The sequence below is a fragment of the Microbulbifer bruguierae genome, from assembly GCF_029869925.1.
Taxonomy (GTDB): domain Bacteria; phylum Pseudomonadota; class Gammaproteobacteria; order Pseudomonadales; family Cellvibrionaceae; genus Microbulbifer; species Microbulbifer bruguierae.
Genome location: NZ_CP118605.1, coordinates 3,361,521 through 3,375,681 on the forward strand (window position 1 = coordinate 3,361,521; position 14,161 = coordinate 3,375,681).

Consider the following 14,161-nt stretch of genomic DNA (forward strand, 5'->3'; position numbering starts at 1 on the left):
TGGAATATGAATTAAGTATCAATGAATAACTCAGGTGTATTTATTTTATCCGCGGCGTTGCTACTGCTTGGTGGCTGTGGTGGTTCTTCCGGGGGCGGCTCATCCGAAAAAAGTGCCCCCATTGCGGCTCCGGTCATCGAGATCACCGGCGAGGCAAATGAAATTACCCGGGATAACACCCCAAAGTTGGCCTCACTGGTCGTGGATATTCTCCAGGCTGCTCAGGATAACCAGCGCATCTGGTACCGAGGAAGCTATTTCGACCAGCTTGCCGCCGGTGTGGATAAGGGGCAGTGTGAACAGGGTGGGCGTTACCGTATCGAAATGTCCGAAGATCGTACCGTGCTGAGCGAGCATTACGACGGTTGCCGAATGTTCGACGACGGGCGGCAGCAGTACCTGACTGCCAGTGGCGATATCCGTACGGAATTTTCCGGTATTTCCAGCTCCGGTGATTTTTCCGTGCGAACTATATATCGGGACTATCTAATCAGCGTTGGCCAGGGTGAGCAGGAACGGCTGGATGCGCTGATGGAATACCGTGGCAACAGTATTGATGGTTCCGAAAAACGCGCCGAAGTGCGGATGGATCTGCATGCCAGAAGCAGCGTTGAAGGTGAAATGAAAGCAAAAAACATCCACTTCTTCGTTGCGCCTGGAGTGGATTTTATGAATTACATGGATGGCGTTCAGGATCTGAGCGGAACAATTGAATACGTCGGTATCGGAACCACGAACCTCGAATTTGACACGGCTGCGGCGAAGATTCTTTTCCGTGGCGATGGTGAAAGTCGCGGCGAAATGCGTGTATACCAGCAGGCGGTTTATATCGGCTTCGATGCCGCCGGTGACGGTGCGGCAGATTATGGGCTGTCTGTCCCGTTGGATAGAATGGAAGATATTCCGTTTCAGGTGACGGCGCCCTCCACGCCCTATATCCGTACCGAAACGGCCTGGGATCTGAAAGGGAAAACATTTTTTGCCGGCGAACCGTCTACCTTCTCGATACTACAGAATTTCATGGATGCGGGTGGCCACCTGCTGGAATATTCCGTGGATGTGGTTTCGGTGGTGCAGAAGGATTACCCCAGTGATCCGCTCTATGGCGAACCAGAGCCCGTGCCCTTCCATTATACGGTCGAGCAGCCTGCGGCGGGGCTGGTAACAATCGAAACCGACACGGAATTTACGAAAGACCTGGCGGTGTTCGAGCTGGAAATTTCTGCCGTCAACACCATCGGCTCGGAAAGTGAAAGGCCGCTAAGTATCGAAGTCTATGTGTACCTGGATACCGACAAAGACGGTACTTCAGATTACAACGACGACGATGATGATAACGATGGCGTGCAGGATTATTACGATGCACTTCCCAAAGACGCTACCGAATCGGAAGACGCTGATGGCGATGGTATAGGTGACAACGCCGATCTGGATGACGATAACGATGGCACCGAGGATATTGCGGACTTTTATCCCAACGATAATCTTTGCTTCGCCGAAAGTGATGGCGATGGAACCCGCTGCTGGTTCCACCAGCTGGGATACCTGGGTGATTGGGAGGCGGTTCTCGGGCGTGATGGAGTGGTTTATTACCACAATCCCGATGAGCTGGAGTTAAAACGCTGGGACAGCGTCAGCGGGCATTTCCTGCCCTCCATATTCCGTGAGCCGGCAACCATCGGTTCTACCAGTGATCATGCGAGGATGTACCACGCAAGGCCACAGCACGCGCTTTACTTTCTTTATGATGACCGTGTGATTTCACGTGTTTCGCTGGGTGATACAGAACCTCAGGAAACGTTTTTTGCCCGTGCGCCGGATGAAACCGTTGTCGACTACCTGTACAACATGGATTTTGCTCCACTGCATACGGTTTTACTGGGCCAGAATGGTCTCGGTCGTCTGCATCACAGTTACGATCTGCAGGGTGGGCTGGTCGACGCCCGTGGGGAAGAGCTGGAGCACTATGATGATTCCTATTACCGCTGGGCCGATTCTTCGGCATTCTGCGTAAACGGATTCCGGCTGGATAAGGTCACCGGTGAGTTTGAGGAACTGGGCGAAGGCAGTCAGTTTGAAGACCCTTGCGGTACCAACTGGATGAACACAGGAAGGCAGCCCACTGTGTCACCGGATGGTACCCTCGCCATTTTGTCGGGGGGCAGGATCATCAATGCATCTCAGGAAGAGCTGGTCCACGTAAATCTGCCCGGTGGGGTGGTTGAATGGGGTAACGCGGGAATTTACCTGTTGAACAGCAATAAGGAAGTGATATACCGCTACAGCGCTGACGGAGAAGAACTGGAGAGTATCCAGTTGTACCCGAATAAGTATCCAACGAGAGTACTTTCCAATGACGAGCGTTTGATCTGGTTTGACGGATCTGCGCCCAACATTATTGTCTTCCCGGCTGAGTAGATTTCATCCAGGTTTGGTGTTTATCGACAGCAAACCCACCGAGCCTCTCGGAGGAAAAAATAATTAGCTGACATGTGGTTTTACAGCGGGCAGAAAAACGGCGAGTATTGGACTCGCCGTTTTTCGTTTGGCACCTTCAATGTGCGATTTTCGCGGCGCAGAATAATCAAGAAAAATAAGGAGCTGAGATGTTTGTTGTTCGCCCCAGGTCAGGATGTTTCGCCATCCTGGCCGCGTTGTCATTATCTTTGGGTTCGTTGTGCAGCCAGGTACAGGCCGCGGATCTTGCAACGCTGTTCCAGGCATATCAGGCGGCTATGGCGGAGGGGGATGCCAGTGCGGTAAAGGAAAAAGCCGCAGCCGTGTATGAGTACGCGCAGCAGAATCTACCCCAGGACAGTAAAAGCCGAGCGGCAGCGGAGCTGAATTTCGGCAAGGCGCTGTTCGCCAGTAAAGACTACCAGCGCGCAGAGCAGGTACTCGAGGAGGCGCTGAATACCTATCAACAGGCCTACGGTGAAAAGGCCCAGGAGTTGGTTGACCCGTACCTGGAGCTGGCCAAAGCTGTCGCTGGAAACCAGCGAGCGTCATGGGCGCACCAGCGCACCTACAAAAAATATATTCGCAAAGCGTTGCGTATTGTGGCGGACACTCAGGGCAAGGACTCATTACTGTATGCCATAGTGTCACTGGAAGCCGGCCGGGTTTCACTGGATCTGGCCAAGGCGCCGGAAGCTCGCGGGTATCTCGAAGATGCTCACGCAGCATTTAGCGGGCCGCATAGTAAATACCAGCTGCAACGTTTCTACGCCAATTTTTATCTCGGCAAATATCATATGGCGAAAAAGCAACACAGCAGTGCCCGCGAGTATCTGGAAGCTGCACTGGAGATTGCCGACCAGAAGGGCGTGCCCGACGGCACCCTGGAAATGACCACTCGTGCATTCCTGGTGGATATCTACGATTCCCTGGGCGAGGAAGAGAAATCCATCGCGCAATGCCGCACTATCGGTTCAATGGTGCCCTTCGATATGGATCAGGAACCAAAGCCGCTATTCCGGCGTATGCCCGAATACCCCGAAGCCGCGCTAAACAATGGTCAGGAAGGATTCGCGGTGGTCAACTTCACCATTTCCGACAGCGGTATTCCCAGGGATATTAAAGCGATTGAAACCGAGGGCTCGAAAAGCTTTGGTTTCGCTGCAGAAGAATACGTCAAGCGCCTGCGCTACGCGCCGCGCTTTGAGGGCGGCGAGCCTGTGGATACCCCGGACCGAAAGGTAAAAGTGAAGTTCAGCATGGGCAAATGACACCGCGTCAATGCATATCTGACTTTGAAACAAGGGCGAAATATTTCGCCCTTTTTTATGTCCGGACTTCGGCGGAAGAGGCTCCGCCTGGTTCAATCCTGTTCAGGCGGCCCGTTTCAGGCGGCCCGTTTCAGGCGGCGCCGCGGTGCCGATGGGCGGGTAGGGAAGCTGGGGCCGGTGGGTGCAGCGCTCGCCTGCAGGTACTGCACGATGGCATCGCGCAGTTTTACAGCACCGCCTTCTATTCCCTGATTACCGAACAGGCGATTGAATTCGATGACGTAGGGGTGCTCGCCCACCATGGCGATGTCCCAGCCTGCGTGATTGATATTCAGGGTACGTGCAAGGTGCAGGGCCAGGTCGATGGCGGCCTGGGGTACCGGGCTGTGGTCCACCAGGCCCCCCTTGGAAACATTGTTGTAAAAGCCCTGGGCTGCCTGCAGTCGCCAGTAAGCGGTCACCACCTGGTCGCCGACGATCACGATACGGATATCGCGGTCGATCGGCAGCCATTCCTGCACGTACAGCACATCGGTCTTTTCCAGATAGCTCCGCCAGTCTTCCTGATTTTCGATCAGCCACACCCCGCAACCGCGCGCGGCCTTGGGCAGCTTGGCGACAAACGGATGGTCCATCGCCTGCCACAGGTCGTCGGCGTTTTCCGGGGTGTTAGCCCGGATATGGGTGCTCGGGGTATTGGCGGGGGCAACCAGTTCAAAAGCGCGGGTCATTTCGATTTTGTTGTGGCCCAGACGGTAACTGGGCTCGCTCGGAAAAACGCGCGCTTTCAGGCCATAAGTCAGGGCGTTCAGTTGCCAGTATTCCGGGAACAGAACCCATTCCGCTTCGGCAATTTCCGCTTTGTATTTGAATACTTCAGTGGGCTTCAGCTGCAGGGTGTCTGCGAAACCGAGAGTTCTGAAAACGTCGAAAGAAACCCATGTCACGGATAAGAACACGCACAAATTGAGGTGCGCATTTTTACTGTCAGGAGGGATTTGGCGTCAAGTGATTTCTGTTGGTTTTTTAGCCGTTTCCATTGGCCTCCACCCGCGGAAGAGTGGCTCGAATACCGGGACTTCTGCCGCACAAAAATTCTGCAGTAGAGCGAAAGATTGCTCAGAAAACCTCCAGGTGCCGAACAAAAAGAGACTTTGTTCTCGTTTTTTGACGTGTAATAGCTCTAAAGGGCTATTGTGACGCCATTCCTTACGGTGCATTATTGCGCCTTCGTGTATTTTGTGTGAGCTGTATCACAAAGTTGCGCCTCACAAGAGTGCACGCGCAGCAAACTTTAAAGACGGAAATTCGCCGTGTTTCCAGGGGTTTGGGTGGGCTTGGTGACGCGGTTCAGGAAGATTCTTTGCGGAAATAATGGGGGAGAAAACCATGTACAAAAAACTCGCGCTGGCCCTTGCGGTCGTGTCGCTGGCTGCCTGTGGCGGCGGTGGCGGCTCGTCGGACAATGGCGGCAGCTCAAGCAGTAGTTCCAGCAGCTCTAGCTCGAGCAGCTCCAGTTCCAGTTCTAGCTCGAGCAGTAGTTCCAGCTCCAGCTCCAGCTCTAGTTCCAGCTCCAGCAGCAGTTCCAGTAGTGGCGGCAGCAGCTCCAGCAGCAGTTCCAGTAGCAGTGGTTCAAGCAGCAGCAGTTCCAGCGGCGGCAGCGGCAGTGGTGTACCGGTAGGCGGTACCGCGGCCAAGGGCATTATTGCTGGTGCGGACGTGGAAGCCTTTGCTGCAGACGGCAGCGCCCTCGGCAAAACCACCACCGGTATCGACGGCACCTACGCCATCGAGCTGGAAGATTACAGCGGTCCGGTGCGACTGGTATTGAGTGCACCGAGTGAAGGCTTCGCTTACGTCACCTGTGACGTTGCCGAGTGTCGTGTGGCAGGTGCCAACGACGAAGACACCAATACCGACGGCAAAATCACCTTCGGTGAAAAATACGCGCTGGATTATCAGTTGAGCTCCGTGGTGTTCGTCGATGAAACCGCAACCGAGGTTTCTTCCGGCATTACCGCGCTGACCACTCTGGTGGCAGAAAAGGCGGGTACCCCCCTGACTCAGGCAGCGATCAGTGCCGCCAATACCTTTGTAAAAGACACCTTCGGCCTGGATGCCAATCCCAGCACCGTTGCCCCGATCGACCTCACCAGCGCGACTGAAGCCGGTGAGCAGGAGCTGCGTTTTGCCCTGCTCAACGCGGCGATCGAAGCCTCGGCCGATGGGAACGTCGCCGGACAACTGCAGGTACTGAGTGCAGGTTTCGTCTCCAATACGGTGGATGCGGCTGAGCTCCAGGAGATCAGTACAAACATCGAATCCGTTGCGACCGCGACCAGCGCGAATAACACCGCTCTGGCGGGCGACGTGGCTGACGCCTCAGAAGCGGCTCAGGACGACGCCGAGGTTGCCATCGCAGAAAACTGTGAAGGCGGTACCTGTAAGCCTGAAGTGGAAGTTGCTGAAGATCTGAAAGACAACCTGGCCCAGGCCAAGGCGCTGGTAGCTACTACACGCAAGGTCTCTATCGAAGCGGTGGAAGCGATTCAGTCGGAACTGGATGAAACATCCGACGGTTATAACGCTGACAATGTCGTCGTACAGATGAAGATGGCGGCCGAGGTTTTCAGTGAGGAAAGAGCCGCTGCTGCGGACGGTTTCCACTACCTGCTGGCGTCTCTGGTGGATCAGATCGGAGCTGTCACTTTCGACGGCGCCGCGCTGGTTACCGATGTCCAGGATGCTGCTGCGTATAATTTCGCCAACGCCTACGATTACTACTGTGTCTGGGATCCCGTTGCCGTCGAAGCGGAGTGTGGCAACTATGCTCCTGAGCTTGCCGAATTCCTGACGCATTATGTGGCCGGTACTATCAGCCAATCCGGTACCAGCTTCTCCATTACCGGTGGTAAGTACGACATCGACGGTGACAGCGGCACTACCGAAGATCAGGTGGCGGTAGAAATGACCGTTACCCTGCCTACGGTAACTGGTGATGAGGAAACCGGTTTTGTTCTGGGTGGTGTTGCCAACCAGCTGGCCATTTCCGGTAGCGCCAGCCTGGGTGATTCCGACCTCGCCATTAACGAAGGTTCTGCACTGACCCTGACGCTGGCGGAAGCCTTCTCTACCAATGACGAGGTTGAACCGCAAATCAACGCGATCAGTCTGGTGGCTGACGTTTCTCTTGAAGATGCGGATCACTCTTTTAACGGTAGCCTTGAAGCCGCAGTGAAGAAATCTGAGGGGCTTGCTGCACTCAGTCCGGAAAACTACTTCCTGTCTCTGCTGCCGGAGAAACTGGCTCTGAGCGGCACCTTTACCGATAAGAGCACCCAGAATTCTCTCGATGCCGAGGTTAGCCTCACTCTGGACAACGTGAACGAGTTTGCGTTCATCGCTGAAGGCAAGGTACGCGAGGACCTGGCCACCTATACCTACAATGCGGAAAGCAACACGCTCACCGTGGTACATGGTCTGGAAGGCAACCGGGCGACCGTTACCTACTCCCACGTTGCGCAGGATGTTGGCGGTTACTTCGAACACTACGTCAATGTCTCCTGTGTAACCGAAGGCATTGCCTATTGTCCGGGTAACGGTGATTACCATGTCTGGGGCGTAAACGTCCTGGTTCCGGAAGCCACTGATGCTACCGCATGTGAATCCGACCCTTATTACGGCTGGTGGAATGACGAGAGCCAGCAGTGTGTCCGTGGCGTACCTGCCGACCAGAGTGGGATTGATCAGGATATTCGCGTGGTCTTTACCGCGGATTACCAGTACCTGCTGTCTGGTGTGGAGGCGTACGTTCCCGGTGAGGGCTGGTACGATGCGGGCCCCGAATACTGGTGGGATGCCAACTATTTGGAGTCTGTTTTTGGCGAAGCGGCCAGCGGCACCATCACCGCGTATCTGGATGAATCCGACTTCGACGTCGATGCGGAAAACCGTTACGCCAAAGCCACCCTGCGCGTGAAGGCCGCAGGTACCCTTTCCCATAACCTGCCGGCAATGGACGTAGAGCTGGTGATCAAACGCACCGGTTTCGAACTGGCGGATGCCAGCCTGACCCTCCAGTGGGGCAGTGATCTGCTGCGTATCGACGTTGCCTACACCGGTGAAGAAACCAACAGCATGACCCTCAGCGACGGCACCGGCGCCGAGTTTTTGCTGGAGCTGTTCGAAGACGACACCGTTGCTGGCCTGATCACCAAAGACGGTACCGTTTACGGCACCCTGTCTGAAGAAAACAACATCTATGTGATTACCTGGATCGACAATGGATTTGAAACACTGCTCTAAGCAGTGCGACTCTCACAGGAGCGGAAAAGGTCACCTTCGGTGGCCTTTTCTGTTTCTGGCACTTGTGAATGTGCCGCAGCAGTCAGTCGCACTTGAAGCCTATAAAAACAACAACCGGGTGTACTTGGCATTTTCTTCACGCACCGTGAGTGAAGCCTTGCCGATCAAGGAATTTGCCGATGAATGGCAACAGCCACCGGGTGACGGAGACAGTACCTGGACGCGCAATCGCCTGGACCTGGGTATCTGGTATCGGGACTGGGGGGTAGCCTATACCCAGCGCTTTGATTACCAACTGCGCTACAACAACGCCACCACGGATCTTTATTACCGGGACGAAAACAATCTGCCGGCGCCGGAAGGGGCGGTTCCCGTACGGCTCGAGATCTCCCAGTTGCGCGCCCAGGGCCTCAAGTTACAGCGGCGCTGGCGTTGGGAGTCCGGTTATTTTCTGCAGACGGATCTCTCGCTATTGAGTGCCAGCGATTTCCAGGACGGATCACTGGCGGGCGAGCTCGGAAATGAAAATGGCTTTTTCTCTGGCACCGCCGCATTGGATTACCGCTACAGCGAGGATCTGTTGCTGGCGCACCAGTTTGAACAACCGGAAGGTGACGGGCTGGCGCTGGATGTAAGCGTTGGTTATAGCGGCGCGCGGCGTTCGCTCATGCTGGAAGTGCAGGACCTGTACAGTGCCATCCGCTGGGAACAGGCACCGCATACCTATGGTGCCTTCGATACCATAGACCGGGACGTGGCGGGGGAAGTGCAGCTGAATCCGCTGTTTTCCGGCAAACGCCTGCTGGAAGACTTTCAGCAGGAGATGCCGAGGTACGGCCTGGTAAGCTACACCGAGCATATTGCTGGTGGCGCTGATGTAAAGGTGGATGTCGAGTATTTCAGTGGTGATCTGCGCTACCGTCCGGGGATGCGCTGGGGTGACGTGCCGGGAAATCCCTACCTGGGCTATGAAGTGGAAGATGGTCAGTGGCTGCTGCAGTTGAAAGACGACCGCGGTTTCTGGCATTTGCAGCTGGGGTCTGACAACCGGGATTGGGAGAAGGCGCGCAGCCTGACACTGGCGTTCGGTTTCAGTGCGCCGATTATCTGAGATGCTGATTATCAAAAGCACTGTTGGTTTTTGGCAGGCTGTGAAAATGGTTTCAACAGCCTGCTGAAAACGTGCTGTCAGCGGCTCACTTGGCGAGACTCACTTGGAGAGCCTCACTTAGAGAGTCGCGCGGTAACCTGAATTTCGATTTTCATCGCGTCGTCGAGCAGGCGCGCTTCAAATACGGTGGCCGCCGGGCGCACCTCGCCCAGCCATTTTTGCAATACTGGCCAGCAGGGCTCGAAGTCATCGCGGTTGGGGAGAATATAGGTCATGCGGACAATCTCGGCGATGGATGATCCGGCTTCTTTCAGCGCATTTTCAATATTCACAAAACACTGATCGGCCTGTTCGGCCACATTCTCGCTGATGCTGTTGCTGGCGTAATTGAAGCCGGTGGTGCCGGATACAAACACGTAGTCGCCGTCTACCACTGCGCGGGAATAGCCAATCTTGCTTTCGAATTCCGAACCGCTGGAAATCAGTTTTCTGGTCACGGAGGTCCTCCTTGAGATTAAGACCCGAAAGTGGGTCGGGGCGGGGATGATGCCACAGGAAACGGGAACTCTCCTAGTTCCATTCTCGAAGCCTCGCAGTCTCTCTATTTCTATATCTCTTCCGAGTCTCAGGATCCCTGACCTTGCGCTCCCCTGTCGTTTGCATCCTGGCTCAGCGCCTGCCGGCTTAACAATTCGTAAACATTGCGCAGGTTCTTTTTCGCCGCTGTGTTGTTCGCTTCCAGATTCAGCGCTTGTGTATAACTCATCTCTGCCAGTTCCAGATCGCCGTTCAGGCGGTAGATATAACCGAGGGTATTCCACAGCAGGCTCAATTTCGGTTCGATAGATAGCGCTTCCTGGGTTAGTGTCAGGGCTTTCTCAAGACTTTGTACCTGGGAAAGTTCCAGTGCGCGGTTGTTGAGATAAAGGGCTTGTACCCGGGTATCGCTGAGTTGCTTGTGGGCGTAGCGGGTCGGCGGCTCGAAATTCAATTCGATAATTTGTTTGTACCATCCGTAGGTCACCTCCGCATTGATGTGCAGGACGTTTTTCACCAGAGTGCCGCCGTTGCCTCCGGACACCCGGCTGCGCCCGAGAGGTGCCTCCACCAGATTAAAGTGCGCCTGGAGTCCCACCTCGCGTGCAAGTGCCACGATCAGCGCAGAAAACGAAATGCAGTTTCCCTGACGTAGTGCAAAGGCTTCGGCGGCGGTGGTGGTGGTGTGCAGGTCGTAATCCAGCAGGAAGCCGTCCTGCCGCAGGGCGCGCAGGATAAGATGAAAACGCCGGTTGGGGCTGAGCGCTGGTTCAATGGTGTCCACAAAGGCGCGCATTTCCGGACTGACGGCCAGCAGTGCCGGAGCGTGTCGCGCCGTTGTCGTGTTTGTCCCGGCTTCTGCGTTTGACGTTAACAGCGCGGCCGTATCGACTTCCACCAGTGAACGGCCAGTGCCACCCGGGATACCGGTGCAGCCAAACTGAAAAAGTGTGATTAAAAGTGCTATCCATCGCATTGAAAATTCCTCCTGTTGATAGCGATATGGATGCACGAAAATATTTCTATGGATGTGCGTAATCGGTGAAAGCACTGAATCCATCGGCGGAAGGAGCGGGCCGATGCGGAGGGCCGCCAGTCAGAGTGAGGTGTCGCGGCGAAGCGATTTTGGGGGCCGGTGACCGGTTCGCTTTTGGGAGTTGCAAAGTGGCGGGCGGCGAGTAAATCAGTGCCATTATTCAAAAAACGCCCGCCGCAAGGGCGGGCGTCAATGAGTATCAATGAATCTTTGGGTGCCGGGGTGTCACTGGGTGATGGCGGTATGCGGACGCAGTGCGGAAGGGGTGGTCGCCAGTGAACTGAGCAGGAACCAGCGCGGCAACGTCTCCACCAGCTGGCGATCGCCAACAATCTTGAAGTTGCGGTTATTCCGCGCATCCTCCAGCGGCAGCGCGCCACCCCACACTTCGATCAGCGTGCGTGCAGAACCACTGAAGTAGACGTTGACGTCCCGACCCGGATCTGCGTGGCACAGGTCGCGCTCTGCACCATTTGCCATCAGCCACCAGTTTGGGTAGGCCGGAACATCGTTGAATTGGAATTTAAGCACCGCCCTGCCACCAGGGAAGTAACTGTCATCGAGGCGCCGCTGGATATCCCACAGCAGCAATTCCGGATCCAGCTCGTCATCGGTGATCTGCGAGCGGTACCAGTGGAGTCCCCAGTGACCCAGCATGACCACCAATGGTCCCACAGCGCGACCGGATTCGGTCAGGAAATATTCGTACCCCTTGCCGCCAGCAATTCTTTGACGGTATAGCAGCTCGGCCTGTTCCAGTTCCCGCAGGCGTTTGGAGAGCAAGGTGGGTGATATTCGTGACAGTCCGCGCTGGAGTTCACTGTATTTGCTGGTGCCGTGCAAAAGTTCGCGTAGGATCAGCAGTGTCCATCGCTCGCAGAGGAGTTCCGCAGCCTTGGCAACGGGGCAAAACAGGCCGTACTTCATATTGGTTCCTCAATAAGGAATTTATCGGTGATACGGCAGCTACATAATCTGTAGTGGAATACTACAGATCCTGCACTAGGTGGCCAAACTTTGTTTTGCCAGAATACGCGCCGTTCGCAATTGGCAATTCAACAACCGAAAAAATCAGGGAGAAAAACATGTCAATGGAATTGAGTGAGAACCGGCAAACAACAGCAAGCGGGCATGACCCTCTAGCGACCCGATTACTGGTTATGACCTATAGCGTGGTTTCCTATGCCATTGGTACTTCGGCGCTTTTGGCACTGATCCTGTGGATGGGCGGTGTATTGCCCGCCGGGCTGCCGGTCATTGCGCAGGGGCCGGCGTTCGACAGCCCATTGGCAGCATTACTGTGGAATGCCCTGTGGGTAGTGGGTTTTGGCTACAAGCATACGTCAATGGCACGGCCGCGATTCAAAAACTGGTACAGCCGCCACTTTCCGGCGGCGACGGTGCGCAGTAGCTATGTTCTGGCGACCGGCGTTTACTTGCTTCCCATGCTGTATTTCTGGTCGCCGATGCCCGCGGTAGTGTGGGCGAGCGAAGGCGCATTGTCCGGATTGCTGCTGGCCGTGTTCGCGCTCGGCTGGGGCATTCTGTTTGCTGCGACCTTCACTATCGACCACTTCGAGCTGTTTGGCTTGCGCCAGGCTTGGCAGTTCCTGCGGCAGCAGCCGCTCACGGCGCCGAAATTTGTGCAGCGTGGTCTCTATCGCTATATCCGCCACCCGATCATGACCGGGATGCTGATCGGTATCTGGAGTCTGCCGGTGATGACCGTGGAAAAACTGGTGATGGCGTTCGCACTGACCGCTTACGTATTTATCGGGTTGATTTTCGAGGAGCGCGCCCTGCGTCGTACCCTGGGCGAGCAGTACGGCGAATACTGTCAGCAGGTGGGCCGGTTGCTGCCAAAGTTCGGGCGCAAGGTCGCCGGATAATTGGTGTGGGGCATAAAAAAACCGGCGCAAGCGCCGGTTTTTTTATTTGATCAGTGGCTCGGGAAGGAGAACTGTGCACCTTCACGCACACCGCTGGACGGCCAGCGCTGGGTGATGGTTTTGCGGTTGGTGTAGAAGCGCACACCGTCCGGGCCGTAGGTGCCGAGGCTGCCGAACAGGGAGCGCTTCCAGCCGCCGAAGCTGTGGTAGGCCACCGGCACCGGCAGTGGTACGTTGATGCCGACCATGCCTACTAGGATGTTGTCGCTGAAGTAACGCGCCGCTTCGCCGTCGCGGGTGAAGATGCAGGTGCCGTTGCCGTACTCGTGCTCATTGATCATCTGCATTGCCTGCTCCATGGATTCCGCGCGCACTACCAGCAGTACCGGGCCGAAGATTTCCTCTTCATAGCAGGTCATTCCCGGCTGTACCTTGTCGATCAGGGTGCCGCCGACGTAAAAGCCGTTCTCGAATCCGGCCACGTCGGGATTGCGGCCGTCCACCACAATGGTTGCGCCCTGTTGTTCGGCACTGCTGATATAGCCGTTTACTTTTTGTTTGTGGGCCTCAGTAATCACCGGTCCGAAATCATTGCTGCTGTCGGTGTAGGCACCTACTTTCAAACTTTGCATGGCGCCGGACATTTTTTCGATAAAGGTGTCAGCAGCCTCGTCGCCCACGCATACGGCAACCGACAGCGCCATGCAGCGTTCGCCGGAGGAGCCGAAGGCGGCACCGGTGAGGGCGGCTACGGCGTTGTCCATGTCCGCATCGGGCATGATGATTGCGTGGTTTTTGGCGCCGCCCAGCGCCTGGCAGCGCTTGCCGTGGGCAGTGGCGGTGGCATAGACGTATTCGGCGATCGGGGTGGAGCCGACAAAACTGACCGCCTTCACATCCGGGGCGGTCAGCAGGGTATCCACAGCGACTTTATCGCCGTTCACCACATTCAGTACACCGTCCGGCAGGCCGGCTTCCTGCATCAGCTGTGCCAGTAACAGGGCGCAGGAAGGATCGCGCTCGGAAGGTTTCAGTACGAAGGTATTACCGCACACGATGGCCAGCGGGAACATCCACAGCGGTACCATCGCCGGGAAGTTGAACGGGGTGATGCCGGCCACCACGCCCAGTGGCTGCATCTCGCTCCAGGAATCGATATTCGGACCTACGTTGCGGCTGTGTTCCCCCTTCAGCATCTGCGGGGCGCTGCAGGCGAATTCCACATTCTCGATGCCGCGGGTTAACTCGCCCATGGCGTCGTGAGGAATCTTGCCGTGTTCCTCGCCGATCAGTGCACAGATCTTGTCGGCGTTCTCTTCCAGTAGATGCTTGAATTTGAACATCACCTTGGCGCGCTTGGCTGGTGGCGTATTGCGCCATTCCGGGTAGGCAACCTGGGCCGCGGCGATGGCTTCTTCCACGGTATTTTTTGCGGCAATGGCAACCTGCTTGCTGATTTCACCGGTGGCCGGGTTGAATACGTCCTGGGTGCGCTCGGCGGTTTCGATAACCTGGCCGTTAATAAAATGCCCGACAGTGTTCATGGTTTTCCTCT

The 14,161-nt window shown here is 55.9% G+C and carries 10 protein-coding genes; 5 read left to right on the forward strand and 5 right to left on the reverse strand.

Going from position 1 to position 14,161, the window contains the following annotated elements; genetic code table 11:
* The first annotated feature begins 21 nt into the window (after positions 1-21).
* Entirely contained in the window at positions 22-2,418 is a 2,397-nt protein-coding gene (locus tag PVT68_RS13905; protein WP_280319016.1) for a hypothetical protein, read from the forward strand.
* 188 nt (positions 2,419-2,606) lie between these two features.
* A complete protein-coding gene (locus tag PVT68_RS13910) occupies positions 2,607-3,728 on the forward strand; it encodes a TonB family protein (RefSeq protein ID WP_280319018.1) in 1,122 nt (373 codons plus the stop codon).
* A 116-nt stretch (positions 3,729-3,844) separates the two neighbouring features.
* Here PVT68_RS13910 and PVT68_RS13915 read toward each other — a convergent pair whose 3' ends face one another.
* The gene (locus PVT68_RS13915; protein ID WP_280319019.1) at positions 3,845-4,675 is read right to left on the reverse strand and encodes an ATP-grasp domain-containing protein; all 831 of its coding nucleotides are present in this window, start codon (positions 4,673-4,675) and stop codon (positions 3,845-3,847) included.
* A gap of 442 nt (positions 4,676-5,117) precedes the next feature.
* Here PVT68_RS13915 and PVT68_RS13920 point away from each other — a divergent pair, with 442 nt between their 5' ends.
* Together PVT68_RS13920 and PVT68_RS13925 are read left to right on the forward strand one after the other, a co-directional pair.
* A complete protein-coding gene (locus PVT68_RS13920; protein ID WP_280319021.1) occupies positions 5,118-8,033 on the forward strand; it encodes a hypothetical protein in 2,916 nt (971 codons plus the stop codon).
* A 70-nt stretch (positions 8,034-8,103) separates the two neighbouring features.
* Positions 8,104-9,144 (forward strand): hypothetical protein, encoded by a 1,041-nt coding sequence (locus PVT68_RS13925; protein WP_280319022.1) that lies wholly within the window; start codon positions 8,104-8,106, stop codon positions 9,142-9,144.
* 113 nt (positions 9,145-9,257) lie between these two features.
* Here PVT68_RS13925 and PVT68_RS13930 read toward each other — a convergent pair whose 3' ends face one another.
* The 3 genes from PVT68_RS13930 to PVT68_RS13940 all read right to left on the reverse strand — a co-directional run bounded on the left by PVT68_RS13930 (position 9,258) and on the right by PVT68_RS13940 (position 11,644).
* A complete protein-coding gene (locus PVT68_RS13930; protein ID WP_280319024.1) occupies positions 9,258-9,641 on the reverse strand; it encodes a RidA family protein in 384 nt (127 codons plus the stop codon).
* Between the two features lie 128 nt (positions 9,642-9,769).
* Positions 9,770-10,657 (reverse strand): tetratricopeptide repeat protein, encoded by an 888-nt coding sequence (locus tag PVT68_RS13935; RefSeq protein ID WP_280319025.1) that lies wholly within the window; start codon positions 10,655-10,657, stop codon positions 9,770-9,772.
* A gap of 285 nt (positions 10,658-10,942) precedes the next feature.
* Complete coding sequence (locus PVT68_RS13940) at positions 10,943-11,644, reverse strand: winged helix-turn-helix transcriptional regulator (protein WP_280319027.1); 702 nt, start codon at positions 11,642-11,644, stop codon at positions 10,943-10,945.
* A gap of 158 nt (positions 11,645-11,802) precedes the next feature.
* Between PVT68_RS13940 and PVT68_RS13945 the strand changes: the two genes are divergently transcribed.
* The gene (locus PVT68_RS13945; RefSeq protein WP_280319029.1) at positions 11,803-12,606 is read left to right on the forward strand and encodes a methyltransferase family protein; all 804 of its coding nucleotides are present in this window, start codon (positions 11,803-11,805) and stop codon (positions 12,604-12,606) included.
* 50 nt (positions 12,607-12,656) lie between these two features.
* On the opposite strand, the gene PVT68_RS13950 is transcribed toward PVT68_RS13945, so the two are convergent.
* Positions 12,657-14,150, reverse strand: a complete 1,494-nt coding sequence (locus PVT68_RS13950) for a CoA-acylating methylmalonate-semialdehyde dehydrogenase (RefSeq protein WP_280319030.1) — start codon at positions 14,148-14,150, stop codon at positions 12,657-12,659.
* Between the last annotated feature and the right edge of the window lie 11 nt (positions 14,151-14,161).

Excerpts from the sequence above, each read along its gene's own strand:
- PVT68_RS13905 (WP_280319016.1), top strand. The coding sequence starts at position 22 with ATGAATAACTCAGGTGTATTTATTTTATCCGCGGCGTTGCTACTGCTT.
- PVT68_RS13910 (WP_280319018.1), top strand. The coding sequence starts at position 2,607 with ATGTTTGTTGTTCGCCCCAGGTCAGGATGTTTCGCCATCCTGGCCGCG.
- PVT68_RS13920 (WP_280319021.1), top strand. The coding sequence starts at position 5,118 with ATGTACAAAAAACTCGCGCTGGCCCTTGCGGTCGTGTCGCTGGCTGCC.
- PVT68_RS13935 (WP_280319025.1), bottom strand. The coding sequence starts at position 10,657 with ATGCGATGGATAGCACTTTTAATCACACTTTTTCAGTTTGGCTGCACC.
- PVT68_RS13940 (WP_280319027.1), bottom strand. The coding sequence starts at position 11,644 with ATGAAGTACGGCCTGTTTTGCCCCGTTGCCAAGGCTGCGGAACTCCTC.
- PVT68_RS13945 (WP_280319029.1), top strand. The coding sequence starts at position 11,803 with ATGTCAATGGAATTGAGTGAGAACCGGCAAACAACAGCAAGCGGGCAT.
- PVT68_RS13950 (WP_280319030.1), bottom strand. The coding sequence starts at position 14,150 with ATGAACACTGTCGGGCATTTTATTAACGGCCAGGTTATCGAAACCGCC.